Origin of the sequence: Qipengyuania thermophila (genome assembly GCF_004153605.1) — a bacterium.
Lineage (GTDB): Bacteria > Pseudomonadota > Alphaproteobacteria > Sphingomonadales > Sphingomonadaceae > Qipengyuania_B > Qipengyuania_B thermophila.
Genome location: NZ_SDSI01000002.1, coordinates 777516 through 800067, shown reverse-complemented (window position 1 = coordinate 800067; position 22552 = coordinate 777516). Strand labels below are relative to the sequence as shown.

Sequence of the window (22552 nt, the reverse complement as noted above, 5' to 3'; positions counted from 1 at the left end):
GGGCGGCGCGGGGGTGCGCAGCGCGGCGACACGCTCAGGCAGCGGCAAGTGCGGCGCGGTCGCGTTCGGCGCGGCTGCGCTTTTCGGCGGCCGTGCGCAACTGGCCGCAGGCCGCGTCGATGTCGCGGCCCCTCGGCGTGCGCACCGGGGCGCTGATCCCGGCGGCGAACACGATTTCCGAAAACCGCTTCACCCGCTCGGGAGACGAGCACTCGTACGGCGCGCCGGGCCACGGGTTGAACGGGATGAGGTTGACCTTCGCCGGCAGCTTGTAGGCGCGCAGCAACCGCACCAGTTCGCGCGCGTCGTCGTCGCTGTCGTTCTTGTCCCGCAGCATCACGTATTCGAAGGTGATCCGCCGGGCGTTCGACGCGCCGGGATAGGCGGCGCAGGCGCGCAGGAGTTCGTCGATGCCGTACTTGCGGTTCAGCGGCACGATCTCGTCGCGCACCTCCTTGGTGACGGCGTGAAGCGACACTGCCAGATTGACGCCGATCTCCTCGCCGCAGCGCTGCATCATCGGCACGACGCCGCTCGTCGAGAGCGTGATCCGGCGCTTCGACAGCGCGAGCCCGTCGCCGTCCATGATCACGTTCAGGGCGTCGCGGACATTGTCGAAATTGTAGAGCGGTTCGCCCATGCCCATCATCACGATGTTGGTGAGCAGCCGGCCATCGGACGTGTAGTGCCCGGCGCTTTCGTCCGTATCGAGACCGGCCATGGTGCCGTTGCCGCGCGGCCACTCGCCCAGCGCATCGCGTGCCAGCATGACCTGGCCGACGATCTCGGCAGCGGTCAGATTGCGCACGAGCCGCATGGTTCCGGTGTGGCAGAACCGGCAGTTCAGCGTGCAGCCGACCTGACTGGACACGCACAAGGTGCCCCGGTCCGCGTCCGGGATGAACACCATTTCGAAATCGTGCCCGTCGGCTGTCTGCAGCAGCCACTTGCGGGTGCCGTCGCGCGAATGCTGCGACTCCACCACGTGCGGGCGTCCGACGACGAACCGTTCGGCGAGCCAGGGGCGCATGGCCTTGGCGATGTCGGTCATCGCCTCGAAATCCGTTTCGCCGCGATGGTAGATCCAGTGGAACACCTGGCGGGAACGAAGGCGTGCCTGGCGCGCATCAAGACCCGCTTCCGCAAACAGCGCCGCGATGTCCCCGCGGCTCCGGCCAAGCAGGTCGAGGCGCGCGGCCCCTTCATCCGCAGCAGGGCGCGGGACTGGGACCGGATCGATCAGTCCGGGGGGCGGCATCATCAGGCTGTGGGTCATGACAGGGTGCCTATAGTGGAAAATGCCTCGACGGGCAAAACGCGCATCGCGCGATCGCGTCGTTCTTCCGTGACAGTTTGAGTTGATGAACCACACATGACCAAAACTGTAGCATTTCGACAACAGTTGGCCTGTTGTGTTGTGTTCATGAAACAGTTCAGGATGGCTTCCGTTTCCATCGTCCAAGCGGGTCGCACCGCGAAAATACATGGAGATGTTATGACCATTCGTATTGCTGCTCTCTCCGCTCTGACGGGATCGGCTGCCCTTTTCGCCCTTGCCGCACCTGCGGCGGCGCAGACACAGGTGAACCCCACCTTCACGGGTCCGCGCGTCGAGGCGCTCGTGGGCTACGACATCAACAAGGCCGGCAGCACCGTGAACACCGGCACGGCCGACGACCGCTCGTTCGAGGGCGTGATGTATGGTGGCGCCATCGGCTATGACCTTGGCATCGGCGGCGCCGTGATCGGTGCCGAGGCGGAACTGACCGGATCGACCGCGAAGTCCGAGCGGACCCTGACGGGCATCGAAAACGCCGGTCTTGGCGACGTCAACGCGAAGCGGGACCTGTATGTGGGCGCCCGTGTCGGTTTCCTGGCCCAGCCCGACCTGCTGGTCTACGCCAAGGGCGGCTACACCAACGCCCGCTATGACGTGAACGCCGGCCTCGGCGGCACGGCGCTGTCCTCTCGTCTGAACGCCGACGGCTACCGCATCGGGGGCGGCTTCGAATACGCGCTGAGCGGCAACAGCTTCGCCAAGCTGGAGTACCGGTACTCGAACTACTCGCGCGCCGAGGTCGACTTTGGGCGGAACACCGCCTCGGACCGGTTCGACATCGATCTCGACCGTCACCAGATCGTCGCGGGCTTCGGCATCCGCTTCTGATCCGCAAGGAGCGGGGCGCTCGCGTCCCGCTCCTTTCGCCTTGCCTTCAAGAGACGCGCTTGCCCATGCAGCCAAGCTGCGCCGCATCCATCGCGCTCGGCGCGCCATCAAGCGCGTAGCGTTCCGTGTAGAACCGCCCGTTCGTGTCGCGGTACGAGACGGTCATCGACCGCGCGCCGCGCAGAGCCGCGCGAAACGCGGGTTCCTCGTCAGGCCGGAGCAGCCAGGCATCGGCTCCGCGCAGCGCGAGAGCAAACCTGCGCGTGCCGATCTGGGCCGTGGCGTACGATCCCGGACGCGCCGTGCGCGCCAGCTGCCAGAACACTTGTCCCGAAATGCCCCGCTCCGGCCACACCGACACGGTGGCGTAAGGCTGCCGCTCGCGCGCACGCGGATCGGGACGCGCCATTGCGATCGCGTAGCAGGTGCCGGCGCGTGCATCCGCAAATGCACCCCATTCGCCGAAGGTGCCAAGGCTCTGCCTTGGCTGCGCGGCGGCTCCGCTCGCGGGGATGCAGGCGAGCAGAAGCGCAGGCCACAGCACTGCGCGTGCGGCAGGCGTCATCACGGACCGCGCCGCAGCGTCAGCGCAGGAAGCCGTCGAGCATGCGCGGACGTCCCGGCACTCTTGCCCGGTCGGGGTGCAGATGTTCGTAGACCACCGCATTCTCCAGCACCCGATGCACATAGGTTCGGGTTTCGGTGAAGGGAATCCGCTCGATCCAGTCGATCCAGTCGACGGCCCCGGTTCGCGGATCGCCGTTGGCGCGCAGCCAGCGGTTCACGTTGCCCGGACCCGCGTTGTATGCGGCCACGGCGAGGACGTACGAACCGCCGTAATTGGCGAGCATCCGCTGGAAATAGCCGTCGCCGAGCCGGATGTTGTAGTCAGGCGACCCGAGGAGGTCGGCTGCCAGATAGGTCATCCCGGTCCGCTCGGCCTGTTCCCGCGCCGTGCCCGGCATGAGCTGCATCAGGCCGCGCGCTCCGGCATGGCTGATGGCGTTCTGCGCGAACTGGCTTTCCTGGCGGGCGATGGCGTGGACCATGGTCCAGTACGTGCCGGCCGGAGTGGACAGTGTCGGGAAACCTTGCGCGACGAACTGGTCGAGACCCTTGGCGCCGGCTGCGTCGGCCAGGATGACCGCCAGGTCGCGCCGGCCGATCTCGCGCGCGAATTCGGCCACCAGCGCTTTGTCCTCCGCGGTGACGGCGCGCTCCGCCATGGCCCGGTAGAACTGGACGCCGACATTCCATGGCGCATCCCGCGCGACCTCGGCGACCGCCAGGGTCAGGGGCGCCTGCCTGAACGCCGCGCGCGCCGCGTCGCTTGGCTGCGGAGGGAGGGTACGGTCGAGCGGCGGCAGGCTTCGGCCGAGCCGCTGCAGCGACAGCTGGCCGTAGAAACGGTCGGGATGCGCGGCTGCGAGTTCGTAATGCCGCTGCGCTTCTGCCGACTGTCCGGCGCGTGCCGCAGCACGGCCAGCCCAGTAAAACCCCTTGGTGCGCGTCTGGGGCGTCTGCGCCGCCGCACCGTAGCGGTAGAACAGCGGCGCGGCAGCCGCCCCGTCGCCGAGGTTCCACAAGGCCTGCGTCCCGCCGAGCCACATCAGCGAGGTGTAATCGTCCCGCAGGCGGAACGACTGGCGGCTGATGTCCGTGCCTGGAGCGAACAGATCGTCCACGCGCCCGGCAATCTGCGCCGCCTGGCGGGCGCCGGCCGCGCGCGCGACACGCAGCATCTCGCCCACGAATGCCTCGGGATCGCGCGCGGGCGTTCTGAACGTGCCGCGACTGACGAGTGCCGCCGCCGCCTCAAACGGCCGGTTCGCCGCCCGGTGCGCCCGCACCAGATTGAAGACATAGCCCGGATCGATCATCGCCTCGGCAGGGACCATGATCCCCATGGCCGACGGGTCGCGCCCTTCGACGAGACTAAGCCGCGCGGCCAGCACTCCTCCGCCGGAAGCGGGAACGAGGACTGACTGCCGCCGGGCCGCAACGGGGTCGCCCTGCCAGAGCAGCGCATCAAGCCGCTCGGCATGGTCCTCGGGGCCGAAGCGCCCGCCGAACTGGGTGAGAATGGCCCCCTCGAGCGCGGGGTCCAGCGTTCCGGCGCGCCACGCCGCCCGCGCCGCGTCCACCGCGTCCGGCCTTCCCAGAGCCTGCAGCGCAAGCGCATGCCGCGCCCGTCCGTTGTTGGTCAGCGGCGGGTAGCGGTCGAAGAAGGACGCGACACTTGCCGGCGACGCCGCCTGGCGGGCGAGCGCATTCTCGGCCCGCGTGCGCATCCGCTGTTCCTGGGGAAAGCCCGGATAGGTGAGGATGAACCCGGCGTAATCATCGAAAGACAAGCCGTCCGTGCCGTTGAGCTGCTCCCAGCGGGTGATGGCGCCGCGCATGGGGCCGGACTGCCGCGCCACCATGTCGGCGCGCGCGCGGTCCCACTCCTGCGGACTGGCCGTGACTGCCGATCCGCTCATCTGGGCGGCGGAGCTGACAGGAATGCCGGCGAGCACGGTGGCGGCCAGCAGGGCTGCGCCCGAAAGGCGGCGCGAGGAAAGCTGATGGTGCATGCTGGACATCGTGCAGCCTTGCTCCTTATCACCCGCTGAATGGCACACCGCGAGGATGCACCCGCGCGGACCGCTTCGCAAGCAAGGATCACCCTTCATGTTCGGTGGCTCAATTCCCGCGCTCGTCACGCCTTTCCGCGACGGAGCTCTCGACGAGGCAGCGTTCCGGCGCATTGTCGACTGGCAGATCGAGCAAGGCTCGAGCGCGCTGGTCCCGTGCGGCACCACGGGCGAGGCATCGACGCTGTCGAATGCCGAACATCACCGCATCATCGAGCTGTGCATCGAGCAGGCGGCCGGTCGTGTGCCGGTCATCGCCGGCTGCGGATCCAACGACACGCGCAATGCGCTCCTTCACATGAACTTTTCCAAGAAGGCCGGGGCGGCGGCGGCGCTGTGCGTGGCACCCTATTACAACCGCCCGAGCCAGGCCGGTCTTCTGGCCCATTTCAGCTACCTGGCAGAGCACTGCGACCTGCCGATCGTGCTATACAACGTGCCGGGTCGCACCGTGACCGACATCGAGCCCGAGACGGTGTGCGAGCTTGCGCGGCGCTTTCCCGCGCAGATCATCGGCATCAAGGACGCCAGCGGCGACCTGTCGCGCGTCACGGATCACCGGATGGGCCTGTCGGACGCCTTCTGCCAGCTTTCCGGCGATGACGAGCTGGCGCTGCCGTTCAACGCGGCGGGGGGAGTGGGATGCATCTCGGTGACCGCAAACGTCGCTCCGGCGCTGTGCGCCGAATTTCAGCAGGCTTGTGCGGAAAACGACCTCGTGCGCGCGCGCGAGCTGAACGACCGGCTGTATCCGCTGCATTACGCGATGTTCGAGGACGCCAGTCCCGCACCGGTCAAATACGCGCTGACCCGCGTCCACTCATGGCTCTCGGACGAGGTGCGTCTGCCGCTCTGCCGGGCCAGCGACCGGGCGCGGCAGGCGGTCGACGCGGCGCTGGCGCATGCCGGACTGGCGTGATCAGGCGGCGCCTTGCTGGCGCGCCGAACTGGGCGTAGAGCGCGCCCCCTGATGGCCCGTCCCAAACCCGAAACGTTCGACAAGCAGAAGGTCGTGGCGGAAAACCGCCGCGCGCGGTTCGACTACGCCATCGAAGACCGCTTCGAGGCCGGGCTGGCGCTGCAGGGGACGGAAGTGAAGGCGCTGCGGGCGGGCGAGGCGTCGATCACCGAAAGCTTCGCCGAAGTGCGCGACGGGCAGGTGTTTCTCGTCAACGCCAACATCCCCGAGTTCAGCCACGGAAACCGCTTCAACCACGAGCCGCGGCGCCCGCGCAAGCTGCTGCTCAACGCGCGCGAGATCGACCGGCTGCTCGGCGCGACGGAGCGCAAGGGCATGACGCTCGTGCCGCTGTCCATCTACTTCAACCGGCGCGGGCGGGCCAAGGTGGAGCTTGCGCTGGCGAAGGGGCGGCAGTCACAGGACAAGCGCGAATACATCAAGGATCGCGAGTGGCAGCGCGACAAGGCGCGCATCATGCGCGAGAGGGGCTGAATTCACCTCCCGGTCATGCGCTGGCGCTAGCAAGGCGCGCGCCATGGACGGTTTGCCGCAGCTTCCGCCTTGCGACTTGAAATCGCGGTGCGCCGCACGCAAGGCAACGGGCTGAAGATGGCCGATCCGCGATCCAAGACCTTTCTGTCCGACTGGCTGCGCGAGAACATGCCCACGCGCGAGGAGATGGCGCGCAACCGCTGGCTGGCGCCTATCGCGCATCGCTTCCTCAGCCCCGAGCTGTGGCGCTTCACCCGGCGTTCCGTGCCGCGCGGCGTGGCACTGGGGCTGTTCACGGCGTTCATCATTCCGGTCGGGCAGATCTTCCTCGCCGCCTTTCTCGCGCTGCCGGTTCGCGCCAACGTGCCGCTGGCCGCCCTGACGACGTTCATCACCAATCCGTTCACCGTGCCGTTCTGGCTTTATGCGGCCAATCAGGTCGGCGCCTTCGTCCTGCGCATGGATCCGGCGAGCATGGAGGTGCTGCGCCATTTGGCGACGCTCAACGACTGGTCGGTGGCGTTCGAGGCCGCGTCGGTCGCCGGCGTCACGATCCTCGGGTTCATCATCCTCGCCTTCGGCAGTGCGGCCATCGGCTATTTCGTCTCCGGCTTCATCTGGCGGGTCATGGTCGGGCGCAAGCGGCAGCGCCAGCTGCGGCGGCTTGAGGCGGCGCTCGACCGCCGGCTCAGGGACCAGGGGGATGCGTGAGCCGGCGACGCTGACGGCGGACAGGCGGCGTTCCGTCGCAATTCCCACCGTGCCACTGCTGTTCGGGCTGCTGCTGGCGCTGGTGTGCAGCGTCGCCCTCGTGTGGCTGGTTGCCGGGTCGTCGCTCGTCGCCGCGGCGTTCGGCGGCGCCAGCCTCGTGGTCGTCATCATCGGTCTCATCATCGCGCGCTGGCAGGAGGAGGGTGAGGTTCCTGCGGTGGCGCCGCCGGACTGGGCCGTCACCGTCGCGGCGATTGAGGATCCGGGTCAGGCGGTGGCGATCATTGACCGGGCGAATCGCCTCACCTGCGCCAACCGGCGCTTCACCGACTGGTTCGGCGAGGACGCCACGCCGCCGCACCTCGGCCTCTCCGAGGAGGCGACAAAGGTGTTGTCCGGCATGCTCAGGCTGGCGTGGCGGGAGGGGCGCGGCGCGGCGCCGCGTCTCGCCAATGCGGCCGGGGACCGCTTCTGGGACGTGAGCGTCGAGCGGGTCGGGCGGAGCGAGGAGTATCTCGTCTGGCGCTTCGTCGAAGTGCTGCCCAAGCGCCTCGGCGACAACCTGGCAAGCGAGATCTCCGGGTCGTTCGGCACGGTGCTCTCCCGCGCCGGTGTCGAAATCGCGCTGGTGAGTGCCGACGGGATCGTCCTCGCCAGCACGCCCGGCCTGTCCGAGCGGGCGCTGGGCGATCGCAAGGCGCCCGCATCGGGGCAGGAGTTCGTCAGCCTGCTCCGCATGGACGAACGCGACCGCCTCTTCTTCGCACGCGAAGGACAGCAGGGATCGCCGCAGCAACTCGTTCACGTGCCGCTCGACGAGCCGCAGCCGGAGCACGCTGCGGGACACGAGCCCAGCCCCTCGCTCATGCTGCTGATCGACAGCGCCGTGGGGATCGGCGGCGGGCTCGAGCTGAATGCGCAGGCCGCGCTCCCGCAACTCGATGCCCTGCTGTCGGCGCTTTCGCTTGGTCTGGCAATGACGGATCGCGACGGCCGCTTCATCTTCGCCAACAAGGCCTTCATGCGGGCCACGGGGCGGTCAGGAGGAGATTTGCCGGCCTATCCTTCGGATCTCGTCATCAAGGAGGACAAGGGACCGCTTGCCGATGCGGTGCGCCGCTACGCGCGCGGCGCGGCCGCCAGCGGGGATCTCGCCGTGCGTCTGGCCAACGAGCCGGAGGAGCCGGTGTCCATCGGACTGGCCGGGCTGCGCGGGATCGGCGAGGCGGCCGTGCTGCTGTCGCTGAGCGACTCGACCGAGGAGAAGCGCCTTCGTCGCCAGGTGACGCAGGCGACAAAGATGCAGGCCGTGGGGCAGCTGGCGGGAGGTGTCGCTCACGACTTCAACAACGTGCTGACGGCGATCATCGGGTACTGCGACCTCATGCTGCTGCGCCACACCCCGGGCGACAGCGATTACGACGACATCCAGCAGATCAAGGCGAACTCGAACCGGGCCGCATCCCTGACCCGGCAACTGCTCGCATTCTCGCGCCAGCAGACGCTGCGGCCCGAGGTGCTGCAACTGCCCGACGTGGTCAGCGAGGTCAGCCAGTTGCTGAAACGGCTGATGGGCGACCGGATCGTCTTCAGCGTCAGTCATGACCGCAACCTCGGCGCCGTCCGCGCCGACCCCCAGCAACTCGAGCAGGTCATCATCAATCTGGTCGTGAACGCGCGCGACGCGATCCAGTCGCGCGGCGAGGGCAGCGGCAAGATCAGCCTGGCGACCCGCCGGGTGACGGCGGCGGACGTGCAGCGGATGGGCATCGACATGCTGCCGCGCCACGATTTCACCGCTCTCGTGGTGCGCGACACGGGCGGCGGCGTACCGCCACGCCATCTCAACAAGATCTTCGAGCCGTTCTTCACCACCAAGGAGCAGGGGAAGGGCACGGGTCTGGGGCTGTCCACCGTCTATGGCATCGTCAAGCAGTCGAACGGCTGGATCTTCTGCGAGAACATCACCGGTCCCGACGGCGAGCCGACCGGGGCCTGCTTCACCATCTACCTGCCTGTCTATGACGGGCCGGACGCGGTGCGGCCGCCCAAGGAGCGCGAAGGCGAAGAGGAGGCAAGCGCCTGGGCGGGCGGCGGGCGGCTGCTGCTCGTCGAGGACGAGGACATGGTCCGCGCCGTGGCCGAACGGGCGCTGACGCGGGCCGGATACATCGTGACGACCTGCAGCGACGGCGAGGAGGGGCTGGCCGCCGTGGCGAAGGGCGGCGAATTCGACCTGGTGCTGTCCGACGTCGTCATGCCCGGTCTCGACGGACCGGCCATGGCGCGAGCCATCCGCAAGGTGCGGCCGCACCTGCCCATCCTGTTCATGTCGGGCTACGCCGAGGAACAGCTGCGCCGCGACATCGACATCGAGGACATGCACTTCATCCCCAAGCCTTTCTCGGTCCAGCAGATCAGCACCAAGGTGGCGGCGGTGCTGAAGGCGCACCGCACTGTGGTGACTCACGAAGGTCACGAAGCGTAAAGCACGTCGGTAGAGCGGAATTTGACGATGTTCTCCTCTTGTTCTCGTGGCAGCGGTGCTTATAACGGGCGCGTCAGGAGCAGCTGCGCGATGCCGCTGTTCAAGCAACGGAGCGCATGGCAATGGCAGCGTCGGGTTTGAAGCTCGTGGACAGCAAGGAACAGGCATTGGATCGGCAGAAGGCATTGGACGCGGCGCTGGCGCAGATCGACCGCGCCTTCGGCAAAGGTTCGGCGATGAAGCTGGGCAGCCGGGAAACGATGCAGATCGAGGCGATCTCGACCGGCTCTCTTGGTCTCGACATCGCCCTTGGCATCGGCGGTCTGCCGCGCGGGCGGATCATCGAAATCTACGGTCCGGAAAGCTCCGGCAAGACCACGCTCGCGCTGCACGCCATCGCCGAGGCGCAGCGCAATGGTGGCACGGCGGCCTTCGTCGATGCCGAACATGCGCTTGACCCGGTCTACGCCAAGGCACTCGGCGTTGACATCGACGAGCTCATCGTCTCGCAGCCGGACACGGGTGAACAGGCGCTGGAGATCACCGACACGCTGGTGCGGTCCAATGCCATCGACGTGCTGGTCGTGGACTCGGTCGCCGCCTTGGTTCCACGGGCCGAGATCGAGGGCGAGATGGGCGACAGCCATGTGGGTCTGCAGGCGCGCCTTATGAGCCAGGCGCTGCGGAAGCTGACCGGCTCGATCAGCCGTTCGCGCACCATGGTCATCTTCATCAACCAGGTGCGGATGAAGATTGGCGTCATGTACGGCAATCCGGAAACGACCACCGGGGGCAACGCGCTCAAGTTCTACGCGTCGGTCCGGCTGGACATCCGCCGCACGGGACAGATCAAGGACCGCGACGAGATCGTCGGCAACACGACCCGGGTCAAGGTCGTGAAGAACAAGGTCGCTCCGCCCTTCAAGCAGGTCGAGTTCGACATCATGTACGGGGAAGGGATTTCCAAGCTCGGCGAGATACTCGACCTCGGGGTCAAGGCCGGAGTGGTCGAGAAGTCCGGCTCCTGGTTCAGCTACGACAGCACGCGCATCGGCCAGGGACGGGAAAATGCCAAGACCTTCCTGCGCGACAACCCCGAGATTGCCGCCCGGATCGAGGAAGCGATCCGCGGCAAGCGGCAAGAGGTTGCGGACGAGATGATGACGAGGCCCGGCGCCGACGACATCGACGAGGGTTAAGGCTGCTGGCGCGGCGCGGCGCCTCGGGTGCCCTGCCGCGCCGGCGGACCGGCCGAGGCGAGGCGTCACCTGCCGCCCTCCGCGGTTCTGACAAGATCCGAACATTCGAGCGCCTTGCCGCTGGCAAGGCAATTGCCTAGGTCCGGGCGATGACCTCGACCAATGACATCCGCCGATCGTTTCTCGACTACTTCGTGAGCGCGGGACATGCGGAGGTGGCCTCGGCTCCGCTCGTGCCTTTCAGCGACCCGACGCTGATGTTCGTCAATGCGGGAATGGTCCCGTTCAAGAACGCGTTCACCGGGCTTGAGACGCCGCCGGCACCCCGCATCGCCAGCAGCCAGAAATGCGTGCGGGCAGGGGGCAAGCACAACGACCTCGACAATGTCGGCTACACCGCCCGGCATCACACGTTCTTCGAGATGCTCGGCAATTTCAGCTTCGGTGACTATTTCAAGGAAGAGGCCATTCTCCACGCCTGGACCCTGCTCACGCGCGAGTGGGGTCTGCCGCCCGAACGACTAACGGCCACCGTCTTCCACACCGACGACGAGGCGTTCGATTTGTGGCGCAGGATCGCCGGCCTGCCCGAAAGCCGGATCGTCCGCATCGCCACCGCCGACAACTTCTGGTCCATGGGCGACACCGGTCCATGCGGTCCATGTTCGGAAATCTTCTACGATCACGGGGAACACATCGCCGGCGGTCCTCCGGGGAGCGCCGATGAGGACGGCGACCGGTTCGTCGAGATCTGGAACCTCGTGTTCATGCAGTTCGATCAGGCGCCGGACGGCAGCCGTGCGCCGCTGCCACGCCCCTCGATCGATACCGGCATGGGGCTGGAGCGGATCGCCGCCGTGATGCAGGGCGTCCATGACAATTACGACATCGACCTGTTCCGGGCGCTGACCGGCGCGTCGGCAGAGCTGACCGGCACCGATCCGGCCGGTGAGGGGCGGGCGAGCCACCGCATCATCGCCGATCACCTGCGATCCTGCACCTTTCTGCTCGCCGATGGCGTCATGCCGTCGAACGAGGGGCGTGGCTATGTGCTGCGCCGCATCATGCGCCGCGCGATCCGGCATGCGCATCTGCTCGGCACGCGCGAGCCGCTGCTCCACCGCCTCGTCCCCACGCTGGTGTCGGAAATGGGCGTCGCCTATCCCGAGCTTCAGCGGGCGCAGGCGCTCGCGACGGAGGTGCTCCAGCGCGAGGAGACCCAGTTCCGCCGCACGCTCGAAAAGGGGCTGAAGCTTCTTGCCGAGGCGTCGGAGACCCTCGTCAGCGGTGACGAACTGGCCGGCGAGACGGCCTTTCGCCTGCACGACACGTACGGATTTCCGCTCGATCTCACCGAGGATGCGCTGCGGGCCCGCGGTATCGGCGTCGATCACGCCGGATTCGCCGCGGCGATGGCGCGTCAGAAACAGGCTGCCCGCGCGGCGTGGAAGGGTTCGGGCGAAGAGGCGGAGTCCGGCATCTGGTTCGACATCGCCGAGCGTGTCGGCGCGACCGAGTTCACCGGCTACGCCAACCACACCGGAGAAGCTCAGGTCCAGGCACTCGTCAGAGATGGCGAGGAAGTCGGACGCGCCGGCGCGGGCGAGGAGGTTCTCGTCGTGGTCAACCAGACACCGTTCTACGCCGAGAGCGGAGGACAGGCCGGCGACCGGGGAACCATGCGCACCGTTGCGGGAGCGGCGCTGACGGTGCTCGACACGACCAAGGCGCTCGGCCGTCTCCACATCCACAAGTGCCGCGTCGATGCCGGTGTGATCGTCACCGGCGACTCCGTCTCGCTCCATGTCGATGACGAGCGCCGATCCCGCATCCGTGCGAACCACTCGGCCACCCACCTGCTGCACGCGGCGCTGCGCAAGCGGTTGGGAGAGCACGTGACGCAGAAAGGATCGCTGGTCGCGGACGACCGGCTGCGGTTCGATTTCGCCCATCCCCGTCCGCTGACGCCCGAAGACGTCGCGGCCATCGAACAGGACGTGAACGCCGAGATCCGCGCCAACGAGGTGGTGGACACGCGGCTGATGCGGCATGACGAGGCGCTTGCGGCAGGCGCCTTGGCGCTGTTCGGCGAGAAGTATGGTGACGAGGTGCGCGTCCTGTCGATGGGACGTGCCGCGGAGGGCGGGCGCTCCTATTCGGTCGAGCTGTGTGGAGGCACGCATGTCAGAGCCACCGGCGACATTGCCCTGTTCAAGATCATCTCCGAAGGCGCGGTCGCTGCCGGAGTCCGCCGGATCGAGGCGCTGACGGGCGAGGCTGCCCGCCAGTGGCTCGTCGATCGCGACAGCATCGCCCGCGCCATTGCAGGAATGGTTCGCACCACGCCTGAAGAGGCCGTCGACCGGGTCACGGCCTTGATCGAGGACAAGCGGCGCCTAGAGCGCGAGCTTGCGGCCGCGAAACGCGAGCTGGCCATGGCTGGCGGAGCGGCAAGAAACGGCGCAGCGGACGCGGCAGTTTCAGAGCCGGTGGCCGGCGTCCCGTTCCTCGGCCGGGTGCTGAACGGGCTGGACCCGCGTGAGCTGCGCCCGCTTCTTGAACAGGAGCGCAAGGCTGTGCCACAGGGCGTTGCCGCGCTCGTCACCGTGTTCGACGGGCGCGCAACCGTGGCTGTCGGGGTGGGAGAGACGCTCCTCCAGCAGGTCGACGCGGTCCATCTCGTCCGCGCGGCGGTGGAGGTGCTCGGCGGCACGGGCGGAGGCGGCCGCGGGGGCGTGGCGCAGGGCGGGGGCCCGGACGGCGCACGTGCCGGCGAGGCGCTCGAGGCGGTCCGAGCGGCGCTTGCGGAGCAGCTTGGCTGAGTCGGCGGCTGCGCGGGAACTGCGCCGCGGCCGCCCGACACCTCAACGATCGCCGGTGGATCGTCGCAGGTTGTCGCCGTGGCTCCCCTTGGCGACATTGATGCCCTTGGTGTCCGCGGGATGGCGGGTCTGATGATCGCCGCCATGCTGAGGCTCGGTGACGTTCTGCGGCTTGAACTTTTCGTCAGCGGGGTCGGGCTTGCCCTTGGAGGTGTCGGTCATGATGATCTCCTTGCGCCACCAACGATCCGCATACGGATTTTGTGCCGGCGACGCTGAACGACAGAACACATGGGCGGGGAGGGACAGAGCGTGCAAACCGGGACCATAGTGGCGCTGACCCTTTACACCGCGGTCATGCTGGCCATCGGGGTGTGGGCGAGCCGCACGGCGCAAACGGGCAGCGCCGGGTATCTTCTGGCGGGGCGCGGATTGCGCCCGTCGGTGGCGGCTCTGTCCGCCGGTGCGTCGGACATGTCAGGCTGGCTGCTGCTCGGCCTGCCGGGTGCTCTTTACGCCGCGGGTCTGGTCGAGGCGTGGATCGCCATCGGGCTTGTTGCCGGCGCTTATGTCAACTGGCTGGTGGTGGCCCCGCGTCTGCGGCAGCAGACGATCGCGCACGGCGACGCGCTCACCATCCCGCAGTTTCTCGGCAACCGCTTTCCCGAGCGGCAGACGGTGCTGCGCCTTGTCAGTGCCGCGGTGATCGTCGTGTTCTTCACGCTCTACACAGGCGCGGGCTTCGTGGGCGGCGGCAAGCTGTTCGAGACGAGCTTTGCCGCACCCGCGGCGGCTCTGGGGCTTCAGCCCTATGCGGCAGGCCTCGGCTTCGTCGCGCTGGTGGTCGTGGCGTATACGGTGGCGGGAGGGTTTCTGGCTGTCAGCGTCACCGATTTCGTGCAAGGCACGATCATGGTGCTGGCACTGGTTGCGATGCCGCTGGTTCTTCTGCTGGGTGACGACGCCCTGGCGCGAGACGGCTTGCGCGCGGTCGATCCCGGCTACCTCGACCTGACCGGCAATCTGACGGCGCTGGGTCTGATTTCGGCCGTAAGCTGGGGGCTGGGCTATTTCGGTCAGCCGCACATCATTGTGCGCTTCATGACCATCCGCTCGGCGGCGGAGGTGGCGACGGCGCGCCGCATTGGCATGGGCTGGATGCTGCTGTGCCTGCTGGGCGCCATCGGCGTCGGCATACTGGGCCGGGGGTTTGTCGAGGCGCGCGGGATGTCGCTGGCCGACCCGGAAACGATCTTCATCCATCTCGCGCAGAACCTGTTCAGCCCCTTCGTCGCCGGACTGCTGCTGGCGGCGTTGCTGGCGGCGATCATGAGCACGGTCAGCTCCCAGCTCCTCGTCGCAGCAAGTTCGCTCACGGAAGATTGCTACCGCCTTTTCCTGCGCCGGCCCGTGGCAGAGAGGGAGGCGGTGTTCGTAAGTCGCGTTGCCGTGGTGCTGGTGACGGTTGCGGCGCTGCTCGTCGCCGCCGATCCGAACAGCGCCGTGCTCACCATGGTCGCAAGCGCGTGGGCGGGCTTTGGCGCCAGCTTCGGGCCGGTCATCCTGCTGACCCTGACGTGGCGCGGCATGAATGGGGCGGGGGCGGTGGCGGGCCTGCTGGCCGGAGCGGGAACGGTCATCCTGTGGCTGGCGGCGGGCTGGAATCGAGCCATCGGAGACGGTCCCGGCCTGTACGAAATCGTGCCGGGGTTTGTCGCGGGACTTCTCGCAGCGATGGTTGTTAGCCGCCTCACGCGGACGACGGAGCCGCGTGTTCAGCCGCCACCGGGAGTGTGAGGGCCGCGCGGCTGGGCGGTCGGCTGCTTGTCCTCACCGCCCCCTGTCGCCTGACCCACGCGCCGGTCCCAGCGGATGCGATACAGATCGAACCGGCGGTCCGCGAGGTTCTGGACGGTGCCCTCCGCTCGCGCCCAGGCAAGGTCGGCGAGGTTCACGTCGCTGATGGTGAGCGTCTCGACATTTTCCGACGCCTCGGCGGCGATGCCGTCGCGCGCGAACGGGAAGTCGCAGGGCGTCAGGATGCAGCTCTGCGCATATTGGATGTCCATGTTGGCAACGCCAGGCAGGTTGCCGACATTGCCGGCCATGACCGTGAAGCACTGGTTCTCGATCGCGCGGGCCTGGGTGCAATAGCGAACCCGCATGTACCCTTGGCGGCTGTCGGTGCAGAAGGGAACGAAGATGATCCGCGCGCCTTCGTCCACGAGCCGTCGTGCTAGTTCGGGAAACTCGCTGTCGTAGCAGATGAGCACGCCGATCGGACCACAGTCGGTGGGGATGGCGTCGATCGAGTCCCCTCCCTTGATGTTCCACCAGTAGGCTTCGTTCGGGGTGGGGTGGATCTTCTCCTGCGCATGGATGGATCCGTCGCGCAGGCACACATAGGCGACATTGTGGATGTCGCCATCCTCCATCCGCGTGGGATGGGAGCCGCCGATGATGTTGATGTTGTAGCTCAACGCCATCTCGCTCAGCCGGCTGCGGATGCGCGGCGTGTACGCCGACAGCGTCTCGATGGCCTCCATCGGAGTGAGTTCCCGTTCCTCCGCCGACAGCAGCATCAGCGTGAAAAGTTCGGGAAAGACGATGAAGTCCGCTTCGTAGTCGCTGGCCACGTCGACGAAATACTCGATGTGGCGCATGAATTCGTCGAAGCCGCTGACAGCCCTTGCCTGCAGCTGGCAGGCGGCGATCCGAACGCTTTCGACATCGCGTGGAACACGATGTTTCTTCGGCTTGTCGGCCTCGACATACGGATTGCGCCAGACCATGCGAACAGCGAAAGCTTTGGATTGCCGGTCTTCCGGCAGGTAGTTGGCAATGATCCCGTCCGGTTCGAAGCCGTTGGCAAGCTGGAAGCGGAGGACCGGATCGTGCAGCTTGTTGTCGAGCACCTGCGCCAGGTAGTCCTCGGGGCTTTCCACCTTGCGCCAGTGCCGGCGCAGATTGGGCATGCGGCCGGCGAACACGATCCCTTCGAGGTCGAGCCGTTCGGCAAGCGCGCGGCGCTCCTCGTAGAGGCGGCGGCCGATCCGCGTACCCCGCACCTTGGGATCCACGCACATCTCGTAGCCGTAGAGCCACTCGCCGGTCGGATTGTGCCGGCTGCCGAACCCGTTGCCGGTGATCTCGTTCCAGCTCGCATCGGAAAAGGCGACCCGCCGCGTGAGGCGCATGGAGGCGCAATAGCCCACCACCCGGCCATCGAGTTTCGCGATGAAGCAGCCCTCGGGGTAGTTGTTCAGCTGCCCCCTCAGCTCGCCCAAGGTGTAGGCGGGCAGATCGACATAGACCCGGCGGACGAGATCGGCGATCTCGCGCGCGTCCTTGGCCCGCGCCTGACGCACTTCAAGCCGCGGCTGGGTACGCGTCTCAGCCATCAGCGCTGCGCCACGGCGAGGCTGCGCGCACATGCGCATGCACGAGGCGAGGCGCACCTTGCCACGGTGTCACCGGGGATCGGTCACGCCCACTGGGCCATCTCGGCCTCGAGCCCTTTGACGATGACCTCGAAGAACTGCTCGGTCGTGAGCCAGTTCTGATCCGGCCCGATCAGAAGAGCGAGATCCTTGGTCATGTGGCCCTGCTCCACCGAACGGATGCAAACCCGCTCCAGCGTCTCGGCGAACCGCACCACGTCGGGCGTGCCGTCGAACTTGCCCCGGTACATGAGGCCTCGTGTCCAGGCGAAGATGGAGGCGATCGGATTGGTCGAGGTCGACTTGCCCTGCTGATGCTGACGATAGTGGCGGGTGACGGTGCCATGGGCGGCCTCTGCCTCCACCGTCTTGCCGTCCGGCGTCATCAGGACGGACGTCATCAGCCCCAAACTGCCGAAGCCCTGCGCCACCATGTCCGACTGCACATCGCCGTCGTAGTTCTTGCATGCCCAGACGAACTTGCCGCTCCACTTGAGGGCGCTGGCGACCAGGTCATCGATGAGCCGGTGCTCGTAGACAATGCCGGCTTCGGTGAAGGCGTCCTTGAATTCGGCGTCGTAGACTTCTTGGAAGATGTCCTTGAACCGCCCGTCATAGGCTTTGAGGATGGTGTTTTTGGTCGACAGGTAGACGGGCCAGCCACGGTCCAGTCCGTAGTTCAGCGAGGCGCGGGCGAAGTCGCGGATGGACTCGTCGAGGTTGTACATGCCCATGGCCACGCCGGCGCTGGGGAAATCGAACACGTCGAGATCGAAGCTTTCGCCATTGGCGCCGTCGAAGACCAGGCGCAGCTTGCCCGGTCCTGGAACCAGCGTGTCCGTCGCCCGGTACTGGTCTCCGAAGGCATGGCGGCCGACCACGATCGGGTCGGTCCAGCCGGGCACGAGCCGGGGCACATTGTCGATCACGATCGGCTCGCGGAAGACGACTCCGCCAAGAATGTTGCGGATGGTGCCGTTGGGCGACTTCCACATCTTGCGCAGCTTGAATTCCTCGACGCGCGCCTCGTCGGGAGTGATCGTCGCGCATTTAACGCCGACGCCGTGTTCCTTGATCGCGTTTGCGGCATCGACGGTGATCTGATCGCCGGTTTCGTCGCGCTTCTCGATTGAAAGATCGAAGTAGCGCAGGTCGATGTCGAGATAGGGAAGGATCAGGCGCTCGCGGATCCACTGCCAGATGATCCGCGTCATCTCGTCGCCATCGAGTTCGACGACCGGATTGCTCACCTTGATCTTGCTCATCGACGCAGTGCTTCCCTTGATCTGACCTCTGCGCGTGGCCGCGCTTGCGGCGCGCCATAGCATCTGTGCCTCGACGTGCAAGGCGACGCTGGCAGCGGATCAGGGTTAAGGAAGCCTCGATTGACGAAGCAAGGCCGCGGTGGTGGGCGTAGGAAGGATTGAACTTCCGACCCCTGCGATGTCAACACAGTGCTCTACCACTGAGCTATACGCCCACACCGGGTCCGCTCGGGCGTCGAAGCCCGAATTGCGCGTTCTTTAAGCAGCGGTGCGCGGATGCGCAAGCTGCTTCATCGCATCGCTTGCAGAGGCGCCGCGCCCGCCCGCTCAGAGCGACATCTGCGCCTCGCCGCCGAGGGCCCGTTGCACTTCCAGCACGAGGTCGCGAAGATGGAACGGCTTTGACAGCACCTTGGCCTTCGGCTGCTCCCGGCTCGCCTTGAGCGTCACTGCGGCAAAGCCGGTGATGAACATGACCTTTGTGTCCGGGCTGATCTCGTTGCATTTCTGCGCGAGCTCGATGCCGTCCATCTCCGGCATGACGATGTCCGACAGCAGAAGGTCGAAGTGCTCCTGCTCCAGCAGCGGCACGGCGGCGGTTCCGCGATCGACGGATTGCACGGCGTAGCCGGCATTCTCAAGCGCGCGTTCGAGATAGGTGCGCATGGCTGCGTCATCCTCCGCCAGAAGGATGCGGAACGGTGTGGGTCGAGGCATGGGCGCGTCCTTAGCAGCAAAGCCTTGCCAATACCTATGCCGATCTCACCTGTTGTGCAGGAACAGGACGCGCTTGGCCAGACAACCGGGTTCGCCTAGGCTCTCGGTGATGGACCCAGCCTCGCCCGCGCGCAATCCCGAAGGATCGGAACCTGGCGGGGATATCCGCGCACTCACGGGCTTCGCCGCATGCGGCGGCGGCCGGATCGATGCGAGCAGCGCGCCAGCCTTCGTCATGCACCGGCCACTTGCCCCGCGCGTGCCCGTGCTCCTTTCGGTTCCTCACGCCGGTCGTGCCTATCCGCGCGCGGTGCTGGACGCCATGGGCGATCCGGCGGCCGTGAGCGCCGTCCTCGAAGACCGTCTGGCCGACCGGCTGGCGGAGCGCGTGGCCATCGCGACAGGCGCCGGCGTGATCATGGCGCGCGCACCGCGCGCCATGATCGACCTCAACCGCGATCCCGCCGATCTGGACTGGAGCCTTGTCGCTGACCCGTCGCCGGCGCGGTTCCATCCGGCCCCTGTATCCAGGCGCGCTCAGACCGGTCTTGGCGTCATTCCCAGCCGGGCGGCATCTGTCGGCAGCATCTGGCGGCGCACCCTTCCGATAAGCGAATACCACCGGCGTGTGGAAGACATTCACGCGCCATATCAGGCCGCTCTGTCGCAACACCTCGCGGCGCTTTGCGAACACTGGGGCTGCGCCCTGCTGATCGACCTCCACTCCATGCCGCCGCTGCGCCCGCAGGCCGGGCGCGGGAGCACGCCCCGCTTCGTCATCGGAGACCGGTTCGGCCGCAGCTGCGCCGCGCACCTTAGCGCAACCGCCTTGCGCGTCCTCGGCCGCCATCAGGCGGTCGCGCACAATTTGCCCTATGCCGGAGGATACATTCTCGACCGCCAGGCAGCGCCGCGGCATGGCATCCACGCCGTGCAGGTGGAGGTGTGCCGCAGCCTCTACCTCGATCAGTCGCTGCGCGAACTCGGCACGGGCGCCGACAGCGTCGTTCGAGCGCTCGAGCAACTTGTGCTTGGTCTCGCGTCCGCGTTGATCGCCAGCAAGGACGCCCCGCCTTCATGGACGCACGCGGCCGCAGCGGAGTAGGGCGCATAAAAATCCACCTCGTGCACGCGGCACGAGGTGGTCGAGGTTCAGGGAGGAGGTGCAAAGAATTGCACCAGCCAAGCGGGCCATGAGGGGGGGAAAGCGCCGCTTGGCATCCTCGAAATGGGGTGCGTTGGCCCGGTTTCAAGACCCGCTCTGGCCTCGTTTCGAGACCCGCATGGCGTCGGGCCGCACTCAGGCGTTCGACGTGTTCGCCTTCTGCTGCGGCACAAGGCCCTTCTCGGCCTGCTTGGCGAAAATCGTCCGCATGAGCTCGAGCGAGGCAATCTGGGCGAAGATCAGCGGCAGCATGCCGTTCTGGTTCCATGCGCGAAGCTGATCGCCGCGAAGCTCGCGCAGCTTGTCCTGGTCGATCATCTGGAAGCCGCGATAGACGAATGGCTGGTCACTGAGATCCGGCTGCGTGATCGTCACCTCGCCGTCCATCAGCAGACCATGCTTGTGCAGCTCGTCCATGAAGAACTTGGTTCTCTGCCCCGCCTGCTCGAACTGCTCGCAGAACTGAAGCACCCGTTGGGTCGTTTCGGACGGCTGTCCGTCAACGAACAGCGGTTCCCCATCGCCGTCTTCACCCAGCATGTCCGACGTGGGATCGAAGCACAGCGACAGGTCGTCGCTGTCCTGACGAAGCTTGACGAGCATGAACGGGTAGCGGCGCACATAGGCCGGCAGGTACACTGGCGCTTCGATCCGCCCTTCCTCGTCGACGAAGACATTGACGCCCTCGTTCAGACCCATGAGGGCCAGCGGCACCGGGTTCTCGCCGGCTGAGAACACGATCGGAAAATCGCGCTGGGCCTGCACCAGTTCGTCCGCCGTCACCGGCACCGCATGTTGCCCGACCAGCCACTTGGCCTTGTCCGACGGACGCATGCGCCATGAGGCATGGTCGTTGGAATTGAGCGGCATCAGGTCGTTGTAGAACAGGGGCAGGGGTGGTTGCGGCGCACTGGCCATCGCAGGTCTCCGGATCGCGGCTCGATTGTGCCCGGCATGCTGCGCGGGCGTCCGTCCCGCGGCGCCTTACGGGCGCGCCTGCTCCGGCGCAAGAGGCACCAGCTTGCCCGGATTGAGCAGCTCGTCAGGATCGAGAGCCTGCTTCACCGATCGCATCACGCCGAGCATCACAGGGTCTGCGGTTCTTGCCAGAAGCTCCCGCTTTTCCGCACCGATCCCGTGTTCGGCGGAGATGGTGCCGCCACGGGCGACAATCGCATCGTAGACGAACTGGCTGATCTTTCGGCCAACCCCCGACTGCCATCCGGGTCCGGCCTCGGGTGGAGGCACCACGTGAAGGTGGATGTTGCCATCGCCGAGATGGCCAAAGGCGCGGGTGCTGTAGCCGGGGAAGGCAGCCGGAACCTCTTTTGCCAGATCGCGGATCACCGCCGGCATCTGGTCCGGCTGGACAGCGATGTCGTGCTGCAATGCCGGACCCGCCGCCTTCTCCGCAGCCGACAGACTCTCGCGCAGCCGCCAGAAAGCGGCTGCCTGCGCACCGGACGCCGCGAGGACCGCGTCACGGATCATGCCGGTTTTGAGCAGCGCGCCGAGCGCCGCCTCCACTTCGTTCGCCAGCGCCTCGCCGGTGAGCAGCCGTCCTTCGTCAACCACTTCCACCAGGACGTGCCATGGATGATCGCCCTGCAAGGGCGGCTGACGCTCCGCCAGATATCGAACCACATTGCCGACACACACCTCCGGCATGAGTTCGAAAGCTTCCACCTGGTCGGGCAGACGCGCCTGCAGACGGGTCAGAACGCTCAACGCCTGCTCGGGCGAGTCCACGCCGAGCCAGGCCGTGTGGCGGGCAACCGCCGCCGGTCGAAGCACGAGACGCACGGCGGTGATGATGCCCAGCGTGCCTTCGGAGCCGATGAACAGCTGTTTGAGATCGAATCCGCGGTTGTCCTTGCGCAGCCCGGTGTCCGCGACGAGCAGGTTCCCGTCCGCCAGCACTGCATGGACGCCCGTCACAAGGCTGCGCATCGTTCCGTGTCGAAGCACTTGGGTTCCGCCCGCATTGGTGCTCGCAAGCCCCCCGATCGTCGCCGAACCCTTGCTCGCCAGCGAAAGCGGGAACCGGAGGCCTTCGCGCTCGGCGGCCGCGTGAACGGCTTCGAGAACGGCGCCCGCTCCGCACAGGAGGGTGCGAGTCTCATTGTCGACGCGGATCGTGTTGAGCCGCCGCAGGGAGAGGAGCAGCTGTGTTCCGCTGCCGTCGCAGATCGCCCCGCCGACAAGCCCCGTATTGCCCCCCTGCGTGACCACCGGAACGGCTGCGCTCGCGCAGCAGCGCATCACCTGCTGCACCTCGCCTTCATCTGCGGGCGCGACCATGGCCATGGGCACGCCGCTGTGACGGCCCCGCCAGTCGGTGCACCAGGGCGCGAGCGCCTCATCATCGGTCACGATCCAGCGAGTCCCGACAATGGTTTCCAGCTGCCGGAGCAGCGGAACGGCTGTGGCAGGTCGGTCACGCATGCGCCCCTCATAGCCTTTCGGCGGTGCGGGGTGGAGCCGAATTC

Annotated in this window: 18 protein-coding genes and 1 tRNA gene; 9 read left to right on the top strand and 10 right to left on the bottom strand. The window is 67.0% G+C overall.

The features are described from left to right. Window positions 1-34 precede the first annotated feature (34 nt). Complete coding sequence (rlmN, locus tag ETO60_RS08125) at window positions 35-1276, bottom strand: 23S rRNA (adenine(2503)-C(2))-methyltransferase RlmN (protein WP_130004416.1); 1242 nt, start codon at window positions 1274-1276, stop codon at window positions 35-37. A gap of 219 nt (window positions 1277-1495) precedes the next feature. Here rlmN and ETO60_RS08120 point away from each other — a divergent pair, with 219 nt between their 5' ends. Beyond that, window positions 1496-2167 carry an outer membrane protein gene (locus ETO60_RS08120; protein WP_130004415.1) on the top strand — a complete coding sequence of 224 codons (672 nt, stop codon included), beginning with the start codon at window positions 1496-1498 and terminating at the stop codon, window positions 2165-2167. A gap of 46 nt (window positions 2168-2213) precedes the next feature. On the opposite strand, the gene ETO60_RS08115 is transcribed toward ETO60_RS08120, so the two are convergent. Beyond that, window positions 2214-2732, bottom strand: coding sequence for a hypothetical protein (locus ETO60_RS08115; protein ID WP_130004414.1), 519 nt, complete (start codon window positions 2730-2732; stop codon window positions 2214-2216). Window positions 2733-2751: 19 nt separating this feature from the next. Continuing rightward, entirely contained in the window at window positions 2752-4752 is a 2001-nt protein-coding gene (locus tag ETO60_RS08110) for a lytic transglycosylase domain-containing protein (RefSeq protein ID WP_234026392.1), read from the bottom strand. A gap of 88 nt (window positions 4753-4840) precedes the next feature. On the opposite strand from ETO60_RS08110, the gene dapA reads away from it, so the two are divergent. The 6 genes from dapA (at window position 4841) to alaS (ending at window position 13476) form a co-directional block, all read left to right on the top strand. Then, window positions 4841-5722, top strand: coding sequence for a 4-hydroxy-tetrahydrodipicolinate synthase (gene dapA, locus ETO60_RS08105; protein WP_130004413.1), 882 nt, complete (start codon window positions 4841-4843; stop codon window positions 5720-5722). A 51-nt stretch (window positions 5723-5773) separates the two neighbouring features. Next, a complete protein-coding gene (smpB, locus tag ETO60_RS08100) occupies window positions 5774-6256 on the top strand; it encodes an SsrA-binding protein SmpB (protein ID WP_130004412.1) in 483 nt (160 codons plus the stop codon). A gap of 87 nt (window positions 6257-6343) precedes the next feature. After that, window positions 6344-6967, top strand: coding sequence for a DUF2062 domain-containing protein (locus tag ETO60_RS08095; protein ID WP_315850277.1), 624 nt, complete (start codon window positions 6344-6346; stop codon window positions 6965-6967). After that, window positions 6960-9455: a response regulator gene (locus tag ETO60_RS08090; RefSeq protein ID WP_130004411.1), complete on the top strand. Its 2496-nt coding sequence runs from the start codon at window positions 6960-6962 to the stop codon at window positions 9453-9455. The genes ETO60_RS08095 and ETO60_RS08090 overlap by 8 nt, the downstream gene beginning before the upstream one ends. Window positions 9456-9577: 122 nt before the next feature. Next, complete coding sequence (recA, locus tag ETO60_RS08085; RefSeq protein WP_130004699.1) at window positions 9578-10654, top strand: recombinase RecA; 1077 nt, start codon at window positions 9578-9580, stop codon at window positions 10652-10654. Window positions 10655-10803: 149 nt separating this feature from the next. Then, on the top strand, window positions 10804-13476 hold the full coding sequence (gene alaS, locus ETO60_RS08080) for an alanine--tRNA ligase (protein WP_130004410.1): 2673 nt from the start codon (window positions 10804-10806) through the stop codon (window positions 13474-13476). Between the two features lie 42 nt (window positions 13477-13518). Here alaS and ETO60_RS08075 read toward each other — a convergent pair whose 3' ends face one another. Further along, on the bottom strand, window positions 13519-13698 hold the full coding sequence (locus ETO60_RS08075; RefSeq protein WP_130004409.1) for a hypothetical protein: 180 nt from the start codon (window positions 13696-13698) through the stop codon (window positions 13519-13521). 108 nt (window positions 13699-13806) lie between these two features. Between ETO60_RS08075 and putP the strand changes: the two genes are divergently transcribed. After that, complete coding sequence (putP, locus tag ETO60_RS08070; RefSeq protein WP_315850276.1) at window positions 13807-15273, top strand: sodium/proline symporter PutP; 1467 nt, start codon at window positions 13807-13809, stop codon at window positions 15271-15273. Here putP and ETO60_RS08065 read toward each other — a convergent pair. From ETO60_RS08065 to cpdR, 4 genes are all read right to left on the bottom strand, one after another. Next, the gene (locus tag ETO60_RS08065; protein ID WP_130004407.1) at window positions 15252-16877 is read right to left on the bottom strand and encodes a bifunctional GNAT family N-acetyltransferase/carbon-nitrogen hydrolase family protein; all 1626 of its coding nucleotides are present in this window, start codon (window positions 16875-16877) and stop codon (window positions 15252-15254) included. The two genes, putP and ETO60_RS08065, sit on opposite strands and share 22 nt — an antisense overlap. A gap of 83 nt (window positions 16878-16960) precedes the next feature. Further along, entirely contained in the window at window positions 16961-18181 is a 1221-nt protein-coding gene (locus ETO60_RS08060; RefSeq protein WP_130004406.1) for an NADP-dependent isocitrate dehydrogenase, read from the bottom strand. A 140-nt stretch (window positions 18182-18321) separates the two neighbouring features. Next, a tRNA-Val gene (locus ETO60_RS08055) sits at window positions 18322-18396 on the bottom strand. 112 nt (window positions 18397-18508) lie between these two features. After that, a complete protein-coding gene (gene cpdR, locus ETO60_RS08050; protein WP_130004405.1) occupies window positions 18509-18898 on the bottom strand; it encodes a cell cycle two-component system response regulator CpdR in 390 nt (129 codons plus the stop codon). A gap of 109 nt (window positions 18899-19007) precedes the next feature. On the opposite strand from cpdR, the gene ETO60_RS08045 reads away from it, so the two are divergent. Next, window positions 19008-20003, top strand: coding sequence for an N-formylglutamate amidohydrolase (locus ETO60_RS08045; RefSeq protein WP_130004404.1), 996 nt, complete (start codon window positions 19008-19010; stop codon window positions 20001-20003). A 195-nt stretch (window positions 20004-20198) separates the two neighbouring features. Here ETO60_RS08045 and ETO60_RS08040 read toward each other — a convergent pair whose 3' ends face one another. Next, window positions 20199-20981: a SapC family protein gene (locus ETO60_RS08040; protein ID WP_130004403.1), complete on the bottom strand. Its 783-nt coding sequence runs from the start codon at window positions 20979-20981 to the stop codon at window positions 20199-20201. Between the two features lie 66 nt (window positions 20982-21047). After that, window positions 21048-22508, bottom strand: coding sequence for an FAD-binding oxidoreductase (locus ETO60_RS08035; RefSeq protein ID WP_130004402.1), 1461 nt, complete (start codon window positions 22506-22508; stop codon window positions 21048-21050). Window positions 22509-22552: the final 44 nt, after the last annotated feature.